General features: G+C 67.8%; 16 protein-coding genes. 10 read left to right on the forward strand and 6 right to left on the reverse strand.

The annotated features are described in order from the left end of the window. Nucleotides 1–140 precede the first annotated feature (140 nt). Nucleotides 141–1034, forward strand: a complete 894-nt coding sequence (locus PA27867_RS00880) for an alpha/beta fold hydrolase (RefSeq protein WP_066591879.1) — start codon at nt 141–143, stop codon at nt 1032–1034. Between the two features lie 9 nt (nt 1035–1043). Further along, nucleotides 1044–2093 (forward strand): lipoate--protein ligase family protein, encoded by a 1050-nt coding sequence (locus PA27867_RS00885; protein WP_066591885.1) that lies wholly within the window; start codon nt 1044–1046, stop codon nt 2091–2093. Between the two features lie 24 nt (nt 2094–2117). Here PA27867_RS00885 and PA27867_RS00890 read toward each other — a convergent pair whose 3' ends face one another. Further along, nucleotides 2118–2438, reverse strand: coding sequence for a GNAT family N-acetyltransferase (locus PA27867_RS00890; protein ID WP_066591887.1), 321 nt, complete (start codon nt 2436–2438; stop codon nt 2118–2120). A 34-nt stretch (nt 2439–2472) separates the two neighbouring features. Here PA27867_RS00890 and PA27867_RS00895 point away from each other — a divergent pair, with 34 nt between their 5' ends. Further along, nucleotides 2473–3378, forward strand: coding sequence for a DNA-methyltransferase (locus tag PA27867_RS00895; protein ID WP_066591889.1), 906 nt, complete (start codon nt 2473–2475; stop codon nt 3376–3378). Further along, nucleotides 3375–4301 carry an LLM class F420-dependent oxidoreductase gene (locus PA27867_RS00900; RefSeq protein ID WP_066591892.1) on the forward strand — a complete coding sequence of 309 codons (927 nt, stop codon included), beginning with the start codon at nt 3375–3377 and terminating at the stop codon, nt 4299–4301. Before PA27867_RS00895 ends, PA27867_RS00900 begins: the two co-directional genes overlap by 4 nt. Before the next feature lie 81 nt (nt 4302–4382). Here PA27867_RS00900 and PA27867_RS00905 read toward each other — a convergent pair whose 3' ends face one another. Further along, nucleotides 4383–5411: a LacI family DNA-binding transcriptional regulator gene (locus PA27867_RS00905; RefSeq protein WP_066591899.1), complete on the reverse strand. Its 1029-nt coding sequence runs from the start codon at nt 5409–5411 to the stop codon at nt 4383–4385. Nucleotides 5412–5685: 274 nt separating this feature from the next. Between PA27867_RS00905 and PA27867_RS00910 the strand changes: the two genes are divergently transcribed. The 3 genes from PA27867_RS00910 (at nt 5686) to PA27867_RS00920 (ending at nt 9050) form a co-directional block, all read left to right on the forward strand. Continuing rightward, nucleotides 5686–7017, forward strand: coding sequence for an ABC transporter substrate-binding protein (locus tag PA27867_RS00910; RefSeq protein WP_066591902.1), 1332 nt, complete (start codon nt 5686–5688; stop codon nt 7015–7017). Nucleotides 7018–7095: 78 nt separating this feature from the next. Continuing rightward, nucleotides 7096–8148, forward strand: a complete 1053-nt coding sequence (locus tag PA27867_RS00915; protein WP_066591905.1) for a carbohydrate ABC transporter permease — start codon at nt 7096–7098, stop codon at nt 8146–8148. After that, nucleotides 8145–9050 carry a carbohydrate ABC transporter permease gene (locus PA27867_RS00920; protein ID WP_066591907.1) on the forward strand — a complete coding sequence of 302 codons (906 nt, stop codon included), beginning with the start codon at nt 8145–8147 and terminating at the stop codon, nt 9048–9050. The genes PA27867_RS00915 and PA27867_RS00920 overlap by 4 nt, the downstream gene beginning before the upstream one ends. Before the next feature lie 159 nt (nt 9051–9209). Here PA27867_RS00920 and PA27867_RS00925 read toward each other — a convergent pair whose 3' ends face one another. The 3 genes from PA27867_RS00925 to PA27867_RS00935 all read right to left on the reverse strand — a co-directional run bounded on the left by PA27867_RS00925 (nt 9210) and on the right by PA27867_RS00935 (nt 11582). Further along, nucleotides 9210–9548 (reverse strand): HNH endonuclease signature motif containing protein, encoded by a 339-nt coding sequence (locus PA27867_RS00925; RefSeq protein WP_066591915.1) that lies wholly within the window; start codon nt 9546–9548, stop codon nt 9210–9212. After that, nucleotides 9545–10786 carry a DUF222 domain-containing protein gene (locus PA27867_RS00930; protein ID WP_066591923.1) on the reverse strand — a complete coding sequence of 414 codons (1242 nt, stop codon included), beginning with the start codon at nt 10784–10786 and terminating at the stop codon, nt 9545–9547. The genes PA27867_RS00925 and PA27867_RS00930 overlap by 4 nt, the downstream gene beginning before the upstream one ends. A gap of 100 nt (nt 10787–10886) precedes the next feature. After that, entirely contained in the window at nt 10887–11582 is a 696-nt protein-coding gene (locus tag PA27867_RS00935; RefSeq protein ID WP_066591925.1) for an NAD(P)-binding oxidoreductase, read from the reverse strand. 149 nt (nt 11583–11731) lie between these two features. Here PA27867_RS00935 and PA27867_RS00940 point away from each other — a divergent pair, with 149 nt between their 5' ends. The 3 genes from PA27867_RS00940 to PA27867_RS00950 all read left to right on the forward strand — a co-directional run bounded on the left by PA27867_RS00940 (nt 11732) and on the right by PA27867_RS00950 (nt 14631). Next, the gene (locus PA27867_RS00940) at nt 11732–12541 is read left to right on the forward strand and encodes a M15 family metallopeptidase (protein WP_236900784.1); all 810 of its coding nucleotides are present in this window, start codon (nt 11732–11734) and stop codon (nt 12539–12541) included. 101 nt (nt 12542–12642) lie between these two features. Beyond that, entirely contained in the window at nt 12643–13839 is a 1197-nt protein-coding gene (locus PA27867_RS00945) for an amidase domain-containing protein (RefSeq protein ID WP_066591931.1), read from the forward strand. Between the two features lie 111 nt (nt 13840–13950). Continuing rightward, a complete protein-coding gene (locus PA27867_RS00950; RefSeq protein WP_167550809.1) occupies nt 13951–14631 on the forward strand; it encodes an amidase domain-containing protein in 681 nt (226 codons plus the stop codon). Nucleotides 14632–14721: 90 nt separating this feature from the next. On the opposite strand, the gene pgm is transcribed toward PA27867_RS00950, so the two are convergent. Next, nucleotides 14722–16338 (reverse strand): phosphoglucomutase (alpha-D-glucose-1,6-bisphosphate-dependent), encoded by a 1617-nt coding sequence (gene pgm, locus PA27867_RS00955; RefSeq protein ID WP_066591936.1) that lies wholly within the window; start codon nt 16336–16338, stop codon nt 14722–14724. Nucleotides 16339–16367: the final 29 nt, after the last annotated feature.

The raw sequence follows: 16367 nt of genomic DNA on the forward strand, positions 1-16367 counted from the left end.
CATGCTAATGATTCCCGCGCGCCCGCCAATGACCTCCGGAGCGCCGTGCGGCGCCCATAACTGGTCCCGGTCCGGACATTCGCACCCGGTGTGCCGGGTGCAGATGTCCGCATGGGCACCGGTTACGGCAGAATGAGCCCGTGCCCACCTTCATTGACGAATACGGCGTCCCCATCGTGTACTACGCCTGGCCGGTCGACCATCCCCGCGCCATCGTGCAGCTCGTGCACGGGGTGGGCGAACACGCCCTGCGCTACCGCGAGGTGGCGCGCGCGCTGAACCTGGCCGGGTACACCGTCTACGCCGACGATCACCGTGGCCACGGGCAGACCGGGATGCGCCAGCACGGTGGCAACGCCGAGATGCTCGGCCGGCTCGGCCCTGGCGGTCTGCGCGCCGCGGTCGCGGCCGTACATGGCTTCAGCGACGAGATCCGCCGGCTCACGCTCGAGCAGGCCGAGCCCGGGGAGCCGGCCCTGCCGCTGGTGCTGGTCGGGCACAGCTGGGGGTCGTTCATGGCCCAGATGCTCGTCAACCAGCATCCCGACGACTACCAGGCCGTCGTTCTCACCGGCACCGCCTACCGCTGGCCCGGCTATCTCGACAGCGGCGACCTCAACCGCAAACACAAGCACCTGGGCTCGACCGGCGCCGAATGGCTCAGCCGGGACCCGGCCGTGGCGGCGGCGTTCGTGGCCGATCCGCTCACGACGAGCGTGCCGCTGGCCAGGCTGTTCGGGCTGCGGGATGCCGCCCGCATCCTCGGCCGCCCGGCCCGCGGCCTCCCCGCCGGGTTGCCCCTGCTCATCCAGGTCGGCGGCGATGACCCGGTCGGCGGGGAGCGCAGCGCGCAGAAGCTCGCCCAGGTCTACCGGCGCCGCTCGGGGCTGACGGATGTGCGGGTGATCGTCTACCCCGGCGCCCGGCACGAGGTGTTCAACGAGACCAACCGCGACGAGGTGCTCGCCGACCTGGTCTCCTGGCTCAATACGTACCTCCCCGAGCCCGCCGGAACGGCCCCGACCGACGATTAGGCTGGGCTCATGCATGGTGAATACAAGGTTCCTGGCGGCAAGCTCGTTGTGGTCGACCTCGAGGTCGTCGACAACGTCATCAGCGGTTTCCGTCTGGCCGGGGATTTCTTCCTCGAACCCGACGACGCCCTCGAGGACATCAACGCCGCGGTGAACGGTCTCGCCGCCGACAGCGACGCGGCCACCATTGCCGCGGCCGTGCGGGCGGCACTGCCGCCCGAGGCCACCCTGCTCGGCTTCTCGCCGGAGTCGGTCGCCGTTGCCGTGAGGCGCTCACTGGCCCACGCCAGCAGCTGGCGCGACTACGACTGGCAGCTCATCCACGCCAAGGCCGTGCCGCCGGTGATGCAGATGGCGCTCGACGAGGTCCTGGCCGTCGAGGTGGGCGAGGGTCGTCGCCAGCCCACCCTGCGCATCTGGGAATGGAACGAGCCCGCCGTCGTCATCGGCAGCTTCCAGTCGCTCAAGAACGAGGTCGACGCTGTCAACGCCGAGAAGCACGGCTTCACCGTGGTGCGCCGGGTGAGCGGTGGCGGCGCGATGTTCATGGAGGCCGGCTCCGTGATCACCTATTCGATCTATGCGCCCACCGAACTCGTGCACGGCATGACCTTCGCCGACTCCTACGCCTTCCTCGACGAATGGGTCATCACGGCCCTCAAGTCGCTTGGCATCGACGCCCACTACCAGCCGCTCAACGACATCACGAGCCCCACCGGCAAGATCGGCGGGGCCGCGCAGAAGCGTCTCGGAAGCGGCGCTGTGCTGCACCACGTCACCATGAGCTACGACATGGACGGCGAGAAGATGGTGCAGGTGCTGCGCATCGGCCGGGAGAAGCTCAGCGACAAGGGCATCACCAGCGCCGCCAAGCGCGTGGATCCGTTGCGCAGCCAGACCGGGCTCAGCCGGGCCGAGATCATCGACCGCATGAAGCAGACCTTCACGAGCCTGTACGGGGCCACGCCGGGAGATATCACCGACGAGGAATATGCCAAGGCCGCCGACCTGGTCGAGAGCAAATTCAGCACCGACGAATGGATCGGCCGCGTTCCCTGACGGCCAGCGAACAGGCCTGGGGAGCTAGCGGCCGCGACTCAGCAGGTCCTGGTACTCGGCGTGCGAGTCGATCCAGTCGGCGACGAACGGGCAATCCGCCACCACGGTGAAATCCGTGCGGGTGCGCACGTCGTCCAGCGCCTGCTCCACCAGGATGCTCGCCAGGCCGTGATCGCGCCGGGCCGGATCCACCTCGGTGTGGGTGAAGCGCAGCTCCTCGCCCACGATGCGGTAGTCGGCCAGGCCGACGGGCTCGCCATCCTGCCAGAGGGTGTAGCGAGAGACCTCGGGCTCGTGCTCCACCCGAGCGCCGGATCCGTCTGTCGTCAATTCGTCGGTCGTCATCGGAACAGCGTAGGCCGACTGACAGAATGAGGGAATGCCAAACGCGTGGACTCAGGCCTCTCCCAGCAGGGTCATCGAGGCCGACAACCTCGAGGTGCTGCCGACGCTTCCCGACGGGGCGTTCACGCTCATCTACCTCGACCCGCCGTTCAACACCGGCCGGTCGCAGAAGCGGCAGGCCACCACGTCGGTGCGCAGCACCCAGGCCAGCGGCGCGCACGCGGCCGGCACCATCACGGGTTTCAAGGGCCAGAGGTACGAGCGCATCAAGGGTGACCTGCTCGGCTACGACGACCAGTTCGAGGACTACTGGGCGTTCCTCGAGCCCCGGCTGATCGAGGCCTGGCGGCTGCTCGCCGACGACGGCACGCTCTACCTGCACCTCGACTACCGCGAGGCGCACTACGCCAAGGTGCTGCTCGACGCCCTCTTCGGCCGGGAGTGCTTCCTCAACGAGCTCATCTGGGCCTACGATTACGGCGCCAAGTCGAAGAACCGCTGGCCCACCAAGCACGACACGATCCTGGTCTACGTGAAGAACCCCAAGAGCTACTACTTCGACTCCAGCACGGTCGACCGCGAGCCGTACATGGCCCCGGGCCTGGTGACGCCCGAGAAGGTGGCCAAGGGCAAGCTGCCCACGGATGTCTGGTGGCACACCATCGTCTCGCCCACGGGCAAGGAGAAGACCGGGTATCCCACGCAGAAGCCCGTGGGCATCCTGCGCCGCATGATCCAGGCGTCCAGCCGTGAGGGCGACTGGGTGCTGGACTTCTTCGCCGGCAGCGGCACCACGGGCGCCGTCGCGGCCGCGCTCGGCCGCCGCTTCCTGCTCATCGACCAGAACCCGGAATCCCTCGCCGTGATGCACGAGCGGCTCGGCGGGCTCCCCGAGGTCGATTTCGTCGACGCGGAGCGGGAGACAAGACTGGGAGCATGAGACTCCGCATCTTCACCGAGCCCCAGCAGGGTGCCAGCTACGACGACATCCTCGCGGTCGCGCAGGCCACCGAGACGCTCGGCTTCGACGCCTTCTTCCGCTCCGACCACTACCTCGCGATGGGCGATCACGTCTCGGGGCTGCCGGGGCCGACGGATGCCTGGACCACGCTGGCCGGTCTCGCCCGCGAGACCGAGCGCATCCGGCTCGGTACCCTGGTGTCGTCGGTCACCTACCGGCCGCCGGGGATCCTGGCGATCCAGGTGGCCCAGGTGGACCAGATGTCGAAGGGCCGCGTGGAGTTGGGCCTGGGCACCGGCTGGTTCGAACAGGAGCACCTGGCCTATGGGATCCCCTTCCCGGCGAAGCGGTTCGGCATGCTCGAGGAGCAGCTCGAGATCGTGACCGGCCTCTGGGAGACCCCGGTGGGCCAGACCTACAGCTTCACCGGTGAGCACTACACGCTCGTCGACTCGCCCGCCCTGCCCAAGCCCAGCCAGGCTCGCGTGCCCGTGATCGTGGGCGGCGGCGGTGCCAAGCGCACCCCGGCGATGGCCGCGCGGTTCGCCACCGAGTTCAACCTGCCGTTCCCGGAGTTCGCCGACATCCCGGGCAAGTTCGCCGGGGTGCGCCGGGCCTGCGAAGCGGTGGGCCGCGACCCCCGCGAGCTGGTCTACTCGACCGCGCTCATCGCGGTTGCCGGAGCTGACGAGGCCGAGTTCGCGCGCCGGGCCGCGGCCGTGGGCCGCGAGCCCGGGGAGCTGCGCGAACACGGTATCGCCGGAACCACGAGTGAGATCGTCGACCGGCTCGGCGCGCTCGCCGAGGACGGCGTGGAGTGCGTCTACCTGCAGATCATGGACCTGGCCGACCTCGACCACCTGGACTTCATCGCGCGCGAGGTCGTGCCGCAGCTGGGCTGACCCGCTTCAGACCGGCCAGCGTCAGCCCGGCCCGCTTCAGACTGGCCATCGCCAGGCTGAGGCGCGTCAGGCTGAGGCGGGTCAGGCTGAGTCGCGCAGCACCAGGCGGGTCGGCATGATGTTGTGGTGCGGCACGGCGTCGTCGCCGGCCAGTAGGCGCAGCAGCAGGTCGGCCATGGCGAAGCCCATCTCCTTGGACGGCTGGCTCACCGTGGTGAGCGAGATCGGGCCGGAGAGCGCGGCCGGGCTGTCGTCGAAGGCCACCACCGCGATGTCCCGCGGAACGGCCCGGCCCAGTTCGGCCAGCACAGCCATGGAGCCCACGGCCATCAGGTCGCTGGCCACGAAGAGGGCGTCGATGTCGGGGCTGCGCTCCAGCAGGCGGCGGGTGGCGGCGGCGGCGCCGGCGGCCGTGAAGTCACCGTGCTCCACGGCATCCGCGGGCAGCCCGGCCTGGCCCAGAGCGTGGCGGAACCCGTTGAGGCGGTCGATGCCGGCGGGCATGTCGACGGGGCCGGTGATGGTGCCGACTCGGTGCCGGCCGATGTCGATGAGGTGCTGCACGCCGCTGATCGCACCCGCGACGTTGTCGACGTCGACGAAGTAGTTGTCGGCGCCGGAGTGGTTGGTGGGCCGGCCACCGAAGACCACGGGCATGGTGGATTCGAGGTTGGCCACAAAATCGTCACCGGTGTGGTGCGAGATCACCAGGGCGCCGTCGACGTTACCCGAGCGCAGGTAGCGCATGGTCTTGTGCCGGGGGTCGCTCGAGGCGACGAGCAGGTTGAGCGTGTAGTCGCTCTCGTCGAGGCGCTGCGTGATGCCCTGCACGACGGCGGCGAAGTAGGGGTCGCCGAAGAACTTGGTCATATCTTCGGGCACGACCAGCGCGACGGACTGCGTCTGGTGGCTGGCCAGCGATCGGGCGGCCCGGTTGGGCACGTAGTTGAGCTGCTCGATGGCCGCCTGCACCGACTCCACGACCTCGGGCCGCACCTTCGGCGAGCCGTTGACGACCCGGCTGACCGTGGCTCGGGACACGCCCGCGGCGGCGGCCACCATCTCGAGGGTCGGCTGGGGCGGCCGCGCACTCCGGGTTCCCAATGTCATGGGGTCATTCTATTTCGCAAGTTCGTCCGGGGGCGTTCAGCGCGCTGTGCGGTCTTCGACACGCCGGTTCGCGGCCGGCGAGGGGGTCGCCTTGACAAGCGCTCCGATGGTGTCCTAAGGTGGCGGTGATCAATGAGAGCGCTCTCACGCAGTTGATGAGAGCGCTCTCATCTATGGTCGGTGAGCGTGTCCCCGGAGGCGTTCGCCGGTACGACAGCTGTTCCCGCACACACGTTCTGCATTCGCACACGCACACGCACACAAAGGAGTGAAAGTGAAGTTCTCACAACGCACCAAGGTTGGGGCCGCAGTAGCCTGCGCCGCATCCTTCGCCCTGATCGCGACCGGCTGTTCCTCGGCCGGCACCGACAACGCATCAGGCGACAACCCCATCGAGTTGACCGTCACCACGTTCGGCAGCATGGGAATGGCCGACCTCTACGCAGAGTACGAGGCCGCCAACCCGGGCATCACGATCAAGGCCAACAACATCGACACGGGTGGCAACGCTCGCACGGATGCGTTCACCAAGATCGCCGCCGGCAGCGGACTGTCCGACGTCACCGCCGTGGAAGAGGGCTGGCTCGGCTCGATCATGGACGTGTCTGACCAGTTCGTCGATCTCTCCGACTATGGCGCAGACAAGATCAAGGACCGCTGGGTTCCGTGGAAGCTCGCCCAGGGCACCGACGCGGACGGCCGCATCATCGGCTACGGCACCGACATCGGCCCGGAGGGCCTGTGCTACAACAGCAAGGCTTTCGCCGCAGCGGGGCTCCCGACCGACCGCGCCGAAGTTGCCGCAGCACTCGGCGGCGCCGACGCCACCTGGGACAGCTACTTCGCCCTCGGCGAGCAGTACCAGAAGGCAACCGGCAAGGCCTGGTTCGACCAGTCCGGCTTCATCTGGAACTCCATGGTGAACCAGATGGACGAGGGCTACTACACCGCGGATGGCGAGCTCAACGTCGTTGACAACGCCGACCTCAAGGCAGCCTGGACGAAGCTGGCAACAGCCGACAGCAAGGGCCTCTCCGCCGCGCAGACCCAGTGGGACTGGAACAAGGGTGCGTCGTTCACCGACGGAACCTTCGCGACCTTCATGTGCCCGGGCTGGATGCTCGGAGTCGTCCAGGGCCAGGTTGAGACCGCCGGCGGCGACGCCACCGGCGCGACCGCAGGCTGGGACTTCGCCGACGTCTTCCCCGGCGGTGCAACCAACTGGGGTGGAACCTTCCTGACCGTTCCGACGCAGTCCAAGCACCCGCAGGAAGCCGCTGACCTGGCAGCCTGGTTGACCGACGCTGACCAGCAGGTCGCCGAGTTCAAGGCGCAGGGCCCGTTCCCGAGCGTCACCGCAGCCCAGATGGATCCCGCTCTTGCTGAAGCAACCGGCGTTTCCGCGTTCTTCAACGACGCGCCGATCGCCGACATCCTCACCAAGCGTGCCGACGGAGTGAAGGCCCAGTTCAAGGGCCCGGACGACTCGACGATCCAGGAGCAGGTCTTCGGCCCGTCCGCGATCTCGCTCGACCAGGGTGTCTCAGGCGACAAGGCCTGGGATGACGCCATGACGCTGTTCGACCAGCTCATCACCAACAAGTAGTAGCAAGAATCCGCTCGACCGGGCTCCCCGACGCCGAATCCAGGCGTCGGGGAGCCCGACTTGAAGGCAGAAAGTCACATGACACGAACACTCGAACCAGAGATCAGCGCTCCCGCTCCTCTCAAGCGCCCCGGTCGCGCGAGCGCCCTCACCTATAAGCACAAGCTGAGCCGTCTCGACGTCAAGCTCTCGCCGTACCTGTACATCTCGCCGTTTTTCGTGCTGTTCGGTCTCGTGGGACTGTTCCCGCTGATTTACACCTTCGTGGTGTCCCTCAACAACTGGAATCTGCTCAGCGGGCCGGGGGAGTGGGTCGGCTTCGACAACTACACCGCGGAACTCGCGGACCCGTTGTTCTGGAATTCCCTGTTCAACACCATGAGCATCTTCCTGCTCTCGAGCATCCCGCAGCTCGTCGTCGCCACGGCCATCGCCGCGATCCTCGACCAGAACCTGCGCGCCAAGACCTTCTGGCGCATGAGCGTGCTCATCCCCTACGTCGTCACACCGGTCGCCGTCGCCCTGATCTTCTCCAGCATGTTCAGCGAGCAGAGCGGACTGGTGAACCACCTGCTCAGCTTCGTCGGCGTGGACCCCATCGGCTGGAAGACGGATGTGCTGCCCAGCCACCTGGCCATCGCCGGCATGGTGAACTGGCGGTGGACCGGCTACAACGCGCTCATCCTGCTCGCCGCGATGCAGTCCGTTCCGCGTGACATCCACGAATCCGCCGCCCTCGACGGGGCCGGCTTCGTACGCCGGTTCTTCTCGATCACGCTGCCCAGCATCCGCCCCACCATGATCTTCGTGATCATCACCGCCACCATCGGCGGACTGCAGATCTTCACCGAGCCGCGCCTCTACGACGCAACCAGCACCACCGCGGGAGGAGCGCACCGGCAATTCCAAACCACGGTGCTCTACCTCTGGGAGATGGCATTCCAGAGGCAGAACTTCGGCAAGGCATCAGCCGTGGCCTTCATCCTCTTCCTCATCATCGTGGCGTTCGGCCTGCTCAACTTCCTGATCTCGCAGCGGATCGCGACGACGGACAGTCGCTCCGATGTCAAAAAAGCCAAACGCGAGCTCGCCCGAACGCTCCGAGACAGCGCAAAGGAGCCCCGCGCATGACCGACACAATTGCCCGCCCCGAGACCTCGTCCGGCAGCGGATCCGCGTCAGCGGCACCCAAGAAGACCAAGCACAAGGGCCTCGGCATCGACCGCCGGCCCGGTTTCCTCACCTACGGCATCCTGATCGCGCTGTTCGCCGGCGGTACCTACCCGCTGTGGTGGTCCGTTGTGGTGGGCGCGAGCCCGTCGTCGGTGCTGTCGCAGGATTGGCCGCCGCTGCTTCCCGGCGGGCAGTTCTGGGAGAACGTGGCCGTGGTCTTCGACACCGTGCCGTTCTGGCAGGCGCTGCTCAACAGCGTGATCGTCTCGACGATCATCACCGTCTCGGTGGTGTCGTTCTCCACTCTCGCCGGCTACGCGTTCGCAAAGCTCCGGTTCCGCGGCAGCAACGGGCTGATGGTCTTCGTCGTCGCGACGATGGCCATTCCCACCCAGCTCGGCATCATCCCGCTGTTCATCCTGATGCGTCAGTTCGGTTGGACCGGATCGATCGGTGCAATCATCATCCCCACCCTCGTGACGGCGTTCGGCGTGTTCTTCATGCGTCAGTACCTGGTCGACGTGATTCCGGACGAACTGATCGAGGCCGCCCGGGTGGACGGCGCCAACATGATCACCACGTTCTGGAACGTGGCCGTGCCGGCCGCGCGACCCGCGATGGCGATCCTGTCGCTGTTCACCTTCATGATGGCCTGGACCGACTTCCTCTGGCCGATGATCGTGTCGCCGCAGAACCCGACCCTCCAGGTGGCGCTCAGCCAGCTGCAGTCGGCTCGGTACATCGACTACTCGGTCGTTCTCGCCGGTGCCGTGCTCGCCACCCTCCCGCTGTTGATCCTGTTCGTGCTCGCAGGCAAGCAGCTCATCTCCGGAATCATGGCCGGGGCCGTCAAGGGCTAAGGCCCGCCACGCATCCTCGGAAGTCGACTGGCCAACCGCTTACGACGGGCGCACCACAGGGGAACTATCGGGTGCGCTTCGTCGGGGCCGGGGCTGCGGCTGCGGCCGGGGGCTGGCCGGTCGATGCGTTCGCCGCACCCGGGCGGGAGTGCCCGGGCGTCAGAACGGTGGAGGATTGTCGTCCGGACCCGCGCGCCCAGACGCTGACAGGCGTGCTTCGCCCGGCGGCTGTGGCCTCGCCGGTTGCGCGGAGCGAGGTGACGTGTCTCCGCTCGTCCCTGGGTTCAGGGCGGCGCGGGTGAGGTCCTGCGCTCGGATGTTGGTGTAGGTCTTGCCGCCGGGGGTGGTCCAGGTGAGGGTGCCGTCGGGGGCTTGTCGGGTACTGAAGCTGCTTTGGTGTTTCAACCGGTGGCCGCTTCGGCAGAGGGCGACGAGGTTGTCGGCGCTGGTGTCACCGCCGGCGGACCAGGCCTGGGTGTGGTCGATGTCGCTGGTCACGGCACGGCGGTTGCAGCCCGGCTCCTGACAGGTTTGGTCGCGGATCTGAACGTAGCGCCGCAGGTCCGCGGGCGGGTCGTGGGCGGTGCGCCCGATGGAGAGGGTGCAGCCGGTGTGCGGGTGGGTGAGGACGCTGATGAAACTCGTCGCTTTCCCGCGAGCCGCCGGGCGGTGTCCAGGTCGATGGGCCCGTAGCCGTCCAGGATCGCGGGCTGGTCGCCCTGGTCGAGGAGGGTGAGGACGGGGATGGTGATGTTCACGGTGCCGTGGATACCCCTGCCAAGTTTCCCGTCAGCCCCGACCCCGTCCAGGAGCAGGTCTCGGTACGCGTCGGCTCGGCGTTGGTCGCGGGTGCGGCAGACGATCGGCTCCGGATCCCGTGCCGCCCCTGGTTTCAGTGCAGGTGCCGGTTCAGGCGCGGGTGCGTCACCGGCCCCACACGCGGTTGCATCGGCGGCAGCGTCGTCATCGTCGAGGGTCTTGGCGATTTGGGTGAGGCGCTCGTAGATCGCTTGGGCTTCGTCGGCCTTGAGGTAGGCGTTCAGCCAGGACATGCCGTTGATGTCGGGGCGGAGGACCACCCGGCGTTCCTTCACACCGGCGTCGACACGCTCCTGGAGAGGGATCGGGTGCAGCGACTCCATGATCTGCCGGGCGACCTTGGCGAACTTGCTGGCGGAGAGTTTCTCCGCCGCCGGCAACACCATCTCCTCCAGTGTGGGCAGCACGTGTTCGGGCAGGTCCACCGGGAGGGCCGCGGTGACCTCGAGCATCCTCAGCGCGTGACCCCAGCCGATCCGGCCCTCGGTCAACGCCCGGTGGAACCGGGGCAGCTGGGCCACAAGCCGGGCGGCGTCGAAGATCATCATGCCCGCGGTCTGCGAGCTCATTCGCAGGGCGAAGCCGACCTCGGCGGCCATGCTCCGGCGGGCCAGCTCCTCGTCATCCCACGCGGGACCGTGGTTCTGGGTGTCGATGTCGTTCCGACCTGACTCCAACGGGTCACCGGCCAGCCCGGCGATAATGCGCCGGTCGTGACCGAGCCCATCCAGCTGCGCCAACAACCGGATGCGTTCCGCGTATCCGGCCGCGATGACTTTTTCGTTCTCCACAAGCGGGTCGATGACCGCGCTGATCGCTTCCGCGACAGGATCGACGTAGTCCTCGGAGAACCCGTCGGAGGTGTCGTCCGGAGAGTCATCCGGGGTGCTCCCTGGTGTGGCATTCGAGGTGGCCATAGGCATAGTGAAGCACCAGCCACCGACACCGCGGATCCCAATGAATCAGCGGTGGAGAACCTCACCGGACCCCTCCCTGTGGAGGAGGGGCCCTCGGCGGTCAGGCGAAGATCGCGACGGCTTCTGAGACGCCGGCGGGACCCGAAATGAGGTGCAGGGTCGCGCGCGCGCCAGCACCGGTACGGATCATCTCGGCGAGTACCGCAGCCACGTCGGTGCGCGGAATGCTGCCCTTGGTCTCCGGGTGCACGGTGCCGCTTTCGTCGGGGCCGGTGCGCTCGAGGCGTACCAGTCCGGTGGCGTCATCGTCGGTGAGTGTTCCAGGCCGCACGATGGTCCACGCGAGGTCGCGGCGCACCAGGTCTTCTTCGGCGCCGAGCTTGGCGCGGAGGTACGCGACGAAGTCGTCTGGGACCTCCGACGGGGTGGCCCCATCGCGCACGAGGTCGGCACCTGTCGACGAGATCTGCACCAGCCGAGGCACACCGGCGTACTCTGCCGCGTCCGCGAGCAGAACCGCAGCGCCCAGGTCGACTGAATTCTTGCGCGCATCGCCGCTTCCGGCTCCGGCTCCGGCCGCGAAGACCGCGACATCGGCCCCGGCGAGAACCTCCGCCAGCTTCTCGACCGTGGTGTTCTCGAGATCGATCACCACCGGTTGGCCTCCGTCCAGCAGAAGATCGGCGCTCTGTTCCTCCGAACGGATCAGGCCGACGACGGTGTGCCCGTCACGGCTCAGCTCCCGGGTGAGGGCTCGAGCGATCTTTCCATGGCCACCTGCTATAACAATTCGCATACCTAGGGGAACAGTCACCGGCTCGGCGGAATTCCCTCACGACGGCTGAGCAGCGCGCCGCAGCGACACATCCGCAGACTAGGCTCGGCAACGTGACAGGAGAATCGCGCCGGGGGGCGTCACCGAAAGTACGCCGCAGACGCGCTCTGGTGGGAGCAGTTGCGGTGCTCCTTGTCGCGGCCGGGATCACGGCCGTCGTCGTGGGCGGAGCCACCGGGCGCGCGGCATCGTCGACCTCCACGGGCCAGGCCCAGCCGGCCACACCGTCCGGCACTCCCGAGCCGACCGCACCTGTCGAGCCGGTGCGGCCGTCCCCGTCGGCCACTCCCGAACCCGCTCCGGCGCCCACCTTCGACCGTGCGGCCCACTCGATCGACGACCCCAACAGCATCTGGGTGGTCGTGGACAAGCTCAGGCCGTTGAACCCGGTGGACTACAGCCCGGACGACCTCGTCGACGTGCCGATTCCCTACGCCAACGAACCGAGGATGCGCCACGAAGCCTCCGACGCCGTCGTCGCCCTCTTCGCCGCCTTCACCGCCGAGACCGGGCTGGCGCTGCAATCGCAGAGCGCCTACCGCAGCTACGACACCCAGACCAACGTCTATAACAAGGACATCGCCAACCTCGGCCAGGCCGGCGCCGACCTCAGCACGGCCCGCCCGGGAACCAGCGAGCACCAGACCGGGCTCACCATCGACATCAGCGCCCAGCCCGGCCAATGCTCCCTCGCGGCCTGCTTCGGCGACACCCCGCACGGGCAGTGGCTCGCCGCCAATGCCTGGCGTTTCGGCTTCCTCCTGCGCTACCCGGCCGACAAGGTCGACGTGACCGGTTACGAGTACGAACCCTGGCATTTCCGGTACATCGGCATCGATCTGGCCACCGAGATGCACAACACCGGTGTCACCACGCTCGAGGAGTTCTTCGGCCTGCCGGCGGCACCCAACTACAACTGATCAGCGGGGCCGTGCGGCGGTTTGCGAGGCTCCGCACAGGTTCCACTCACGTGGGTGTGTTTTCCTAACGGGTCCCCACCCAGCCGACGAGAAACGACTTCGTGCGCCCCGCTCCTTCACCAGACTCCCGTAAATCCACCCGCAGACAACTCAAACGCCAACTGAAAAAGGCGCAGCGCAAGCGCCACCTGCTGATCGTCGCGAGCGTCACCGCCGGCTGCACGGCCGTCGCAATCGTTGGCAGCCTCGTCCTCGACAGCGGCGCCTTCAGCGCCGAGGCGACAGCGCCCGTCGCAGCCAGCGCGGCCGTCACCACGGCAACGCCCGCCCCCTCGGCCACCATCACCGCGCCCACGGTGATCGAGCCGGCCCAGCCGATCATCCGCAGCGCCGTCGTCGCGGCTGACGGCACCCCCGCCGGCCCGGTCACCGGCGGCACCCTGGTGACGGTCACCGGCACCGACCTCGCCGCCGTGACCAGCGCCAGCTTCGGCGGAAACCCCGCCACAGTGGTCTCGGCGACCAACGACACCGTGACCCTGCAGACCCCCGCGGCCACCGACCTCACAACGGGCTCGGTCACCGTGAACCTCTTCGCCGGTACGGATGCGCCGGTGCAGGTGGTCGGCGGAGCGAGCGTCAGCACCGCCGCGGGCACGACAGCAGTCGGGTCGACGGACGGCACCTCGTCCGACCAAAGCTCGGTCGCCGCCGCTGCCCTCACCCAGGCCATCGAACCCACCGCCGGCACCGCGATCGCCGCGGCGACCGCCACCGACGCGGCCGCGACCGTCGCCCCCGTGACGCCGGAACTCACTTTCACCTACGTGCCCGACCCGAGGATCACCGCCCAGATCGACTACGTCCTCGCACACTGGCAGGTCTACAACTCCTCCGTCTACGGCGCCATCCCGGGCAACGACTGCGTCAACTTCACCAGCCAGTCCCTCATCGCGCGCGGCTGGACCATGGACGCCGAGTGGTCATTCATCGGCGGCCAGTACAGCCCGGCCTGGGCCAGTTCCACGGCCTTCGCCGCCTACCTCGCCGCCCACCCGGAGCGGGCCACGCCCCTTCGCGCCGACCAGCGCGACGAGGTGAAGGTGGGTGACATCGTGCAGTTCGACTGGGACGATTCCGGAGACAAAGACCACACCGGCATCGTCACGCGGGTCGAGCACACCGCCACCGGCACCGAGATCTACTACGCCGGCCACACCAACAACACCGACTACCGTTCGGTGGACGAATCGTTGGCCCTGTCGGGCGGCAGCGTCAGCTACTGGAGCGTCGTCTAGGCCGAAGCCTTGCGCAGTCGGGCTCATCATCGTCTCATGGGTCTGTCCCAGACTCTTCAAACAAACCTGTGGTTCGCTTGGTGATTCGTCCCCCCCCGAATAGAGGTAGTTGTGGCTTTAGCTCGACCAGCACGGATCGGCGTCGTCGCCTTGGTACTCGGCGGAATCGTCGTCGGGTCTGTGGCTCTGGCCTCGGGCGCCCGCCAGGGTGACTCAACGCAGGCCTCCACCGCAGCTGATGCGGCCAGCACCGCCGTGCAGGAATCCGAGCCGCGTGAGACCCCCGCGACCACGGCCTCCCCGGTCGACGTGGACCCCGCGGTGCAGGCCCAGCTGAGCTACGCGCTCACTTACTGGAGCGACTACAACACCGACGAATACGGTGTAGTCGACGGCAACGACTGCGTGAACTTCACCAGCCAGTCGCTTGTCGCCCGCGGCTGGGCGATGGACGAGGACTGGTGGACCAGCGGCACCGGCTCGGACTTCGACTTCTCGTCGCCGTGGGTGAGTTCGACGGCGTTCATGAACTACATCGCCGACTCCGGCCGGGCCACCGCGCTCACCGACGACCAGCGCGACCAGGTGAAGCTCGGCGACGTCGTGCAGTTCGACTGGGACAACTCCGGCGACCGCGACCACACCGCCGTTGTGTCCCGCATCGAGGGCAGCGGCGATGACATCGAGATCTTCTACGCCGGGCACACCGACGACACCGACTACCTCTCGGTGGACTTCGCCGTCACCGAGAAGCACCCGGGTGGCACCGCGTACTACTGGAGCATCCCGTAGCTCGCTAGGCCAAAATCGGCACGCCCACTTGCGCAAAAATGCCCCTTCACGGCTCGTGAAGGGGCATTTTCGCGCAAGTCGCGCTGGGCGCTAGCTGATCGCGGCGTCGACGATGGCCTTGGCCTCGATCTGCACCTGCTTGAGGTGCTCCGGGCCCTTGAACGACTCGGCGTAAATCTTGTAGACGTCTTCGGTGCCGCTGGGCCGGGCCGCGAACCAGGCGTACTCGGTGAAGACCTTCACGCCGCCGATGGCGGCGCCGTTGCCCGGGGCGTGGCTGAGCGCGCCGATGATCTTGTCGCCGGCGAGCTCGGTGGCGGTGATGGCGTCTCCGTCGAGCTTGCTGAGCGCGGCCTTCTGGGCCGGGGTGGCCACGGCGTCGATGCGCTCGTAGGCCGGGGCGCCGAAGTGCTCGGCCAGTTCGGCGTAGCGCACGCTGGGCGACTTGCCGGTCACGGCGACGATCTCCGAGGCGAGCAGCGCCAGCAGGATGCCGTCCTTGTCGGTGGTCCAGACGGTGCCGTCGAAGCGCACGAAGCTCGCTCCGGCGCTCTCCTCGCCGCCGAACGCGACCGAGCCGTCGATGAGGCCGGGCACGAACCACTTGAAGCCCACCGGTACCTCCCACAGCTCGCGGCCGAGGAACCCGGCGACGCGGTCGATCATGGTGGAGGAGACCAGCGTCTTGCCGATCGCGGCATCCGCCCGCCAGCCGTCGCGGTGGCTGTACAGGTATTCGATGGCCACGGCCAGGAAGTGGTTCGGGTTCATCAGGCCGGCGTCCGGCGTGACGATGCCGTGCCGGTCGGCGTCGGCGTCGTTGCCGGTGAGGATGTCGAACTCGTCCTTGTGTGCCAGCACCGAGGCCATGGCGGAGGGGCTGGACGGGTCCATTCGGATCTTGCCGTCCCAGTCGAGCGTCATGAACGCCCAGGTGGGGTCGACGTGCGGGTTGACCACGGTGAGGTTGAGCTCGTAGCGGTCGCGGATCGCGCCCCAGTAGCCCACGCTCGCGCCGCCCAGCGGGTCGGCGCCGATGCGGATGCCGCTGGCCTTGATGGCCTTCATGTCGATGATGTTTTCGAGGTCGTCGACGTAGTGGCCGCGGAAGTCGTAGGTCTCGACGGCACTGGGCTCACTCATGCGCACATCGCGCATGCCGCCCTCGATGATCTCGTTGGCGCGGTTGGCGATCCACGAGGTGGCGTCGCTGTCGGCGGGTCCACCGTGCGGCGGGTTGTACTTGAAGCCACCGTCCATGGGCGGGTTGTGGCTCGGGGTGACGACGATGCCGTCCGCCTGGTCGTCGTGGCCGGCGCGGTTGTAGGCGAGGATCGCGTGCGAGAGCGCCGGGGTGGGCACGTAGTCGTCGAACTCATCGACCAGCACACGCACGTCGTTGCCCACGAGCACCTCGAGGGCCGTCGTGGTTGCGGGGCCGCTGAGCGCGTGGGTGTCGGCGCCGATGAACAGCGGTCCGGTGATGCCCTGGCCGGCGCGGTATTCCACGATGGCCTGGGTGGTGGCGAGGATGTGGTTCTCGTTGAACGCGGTGTTCAGCGAGCTGCCCCGGTGGCCGGAGGTGCCGAAGACGACCCGCTGAGCCGGAACCGAGACATCCGGCTTCAGGTCGTAATACGCCCTGATGAGGGCTTCGACGTCGATCAGATCGGATTTCTGGGCCGGGGTGCCTGCGCGTTCGTTCATGCCCCCCAGTCTTGCACTCCAACTAGGCT

Origin of the sequence: Cryobacterium arcticum, from assembly GCF_001679725.1 — a bacterium.
Classification (GTDB): Bacteria; Actinomycetota; Actinomycetes; order Actinomycetales; family Microbacteriaceae; genus Cryobacterium; species Cryobacterium arcticum_A.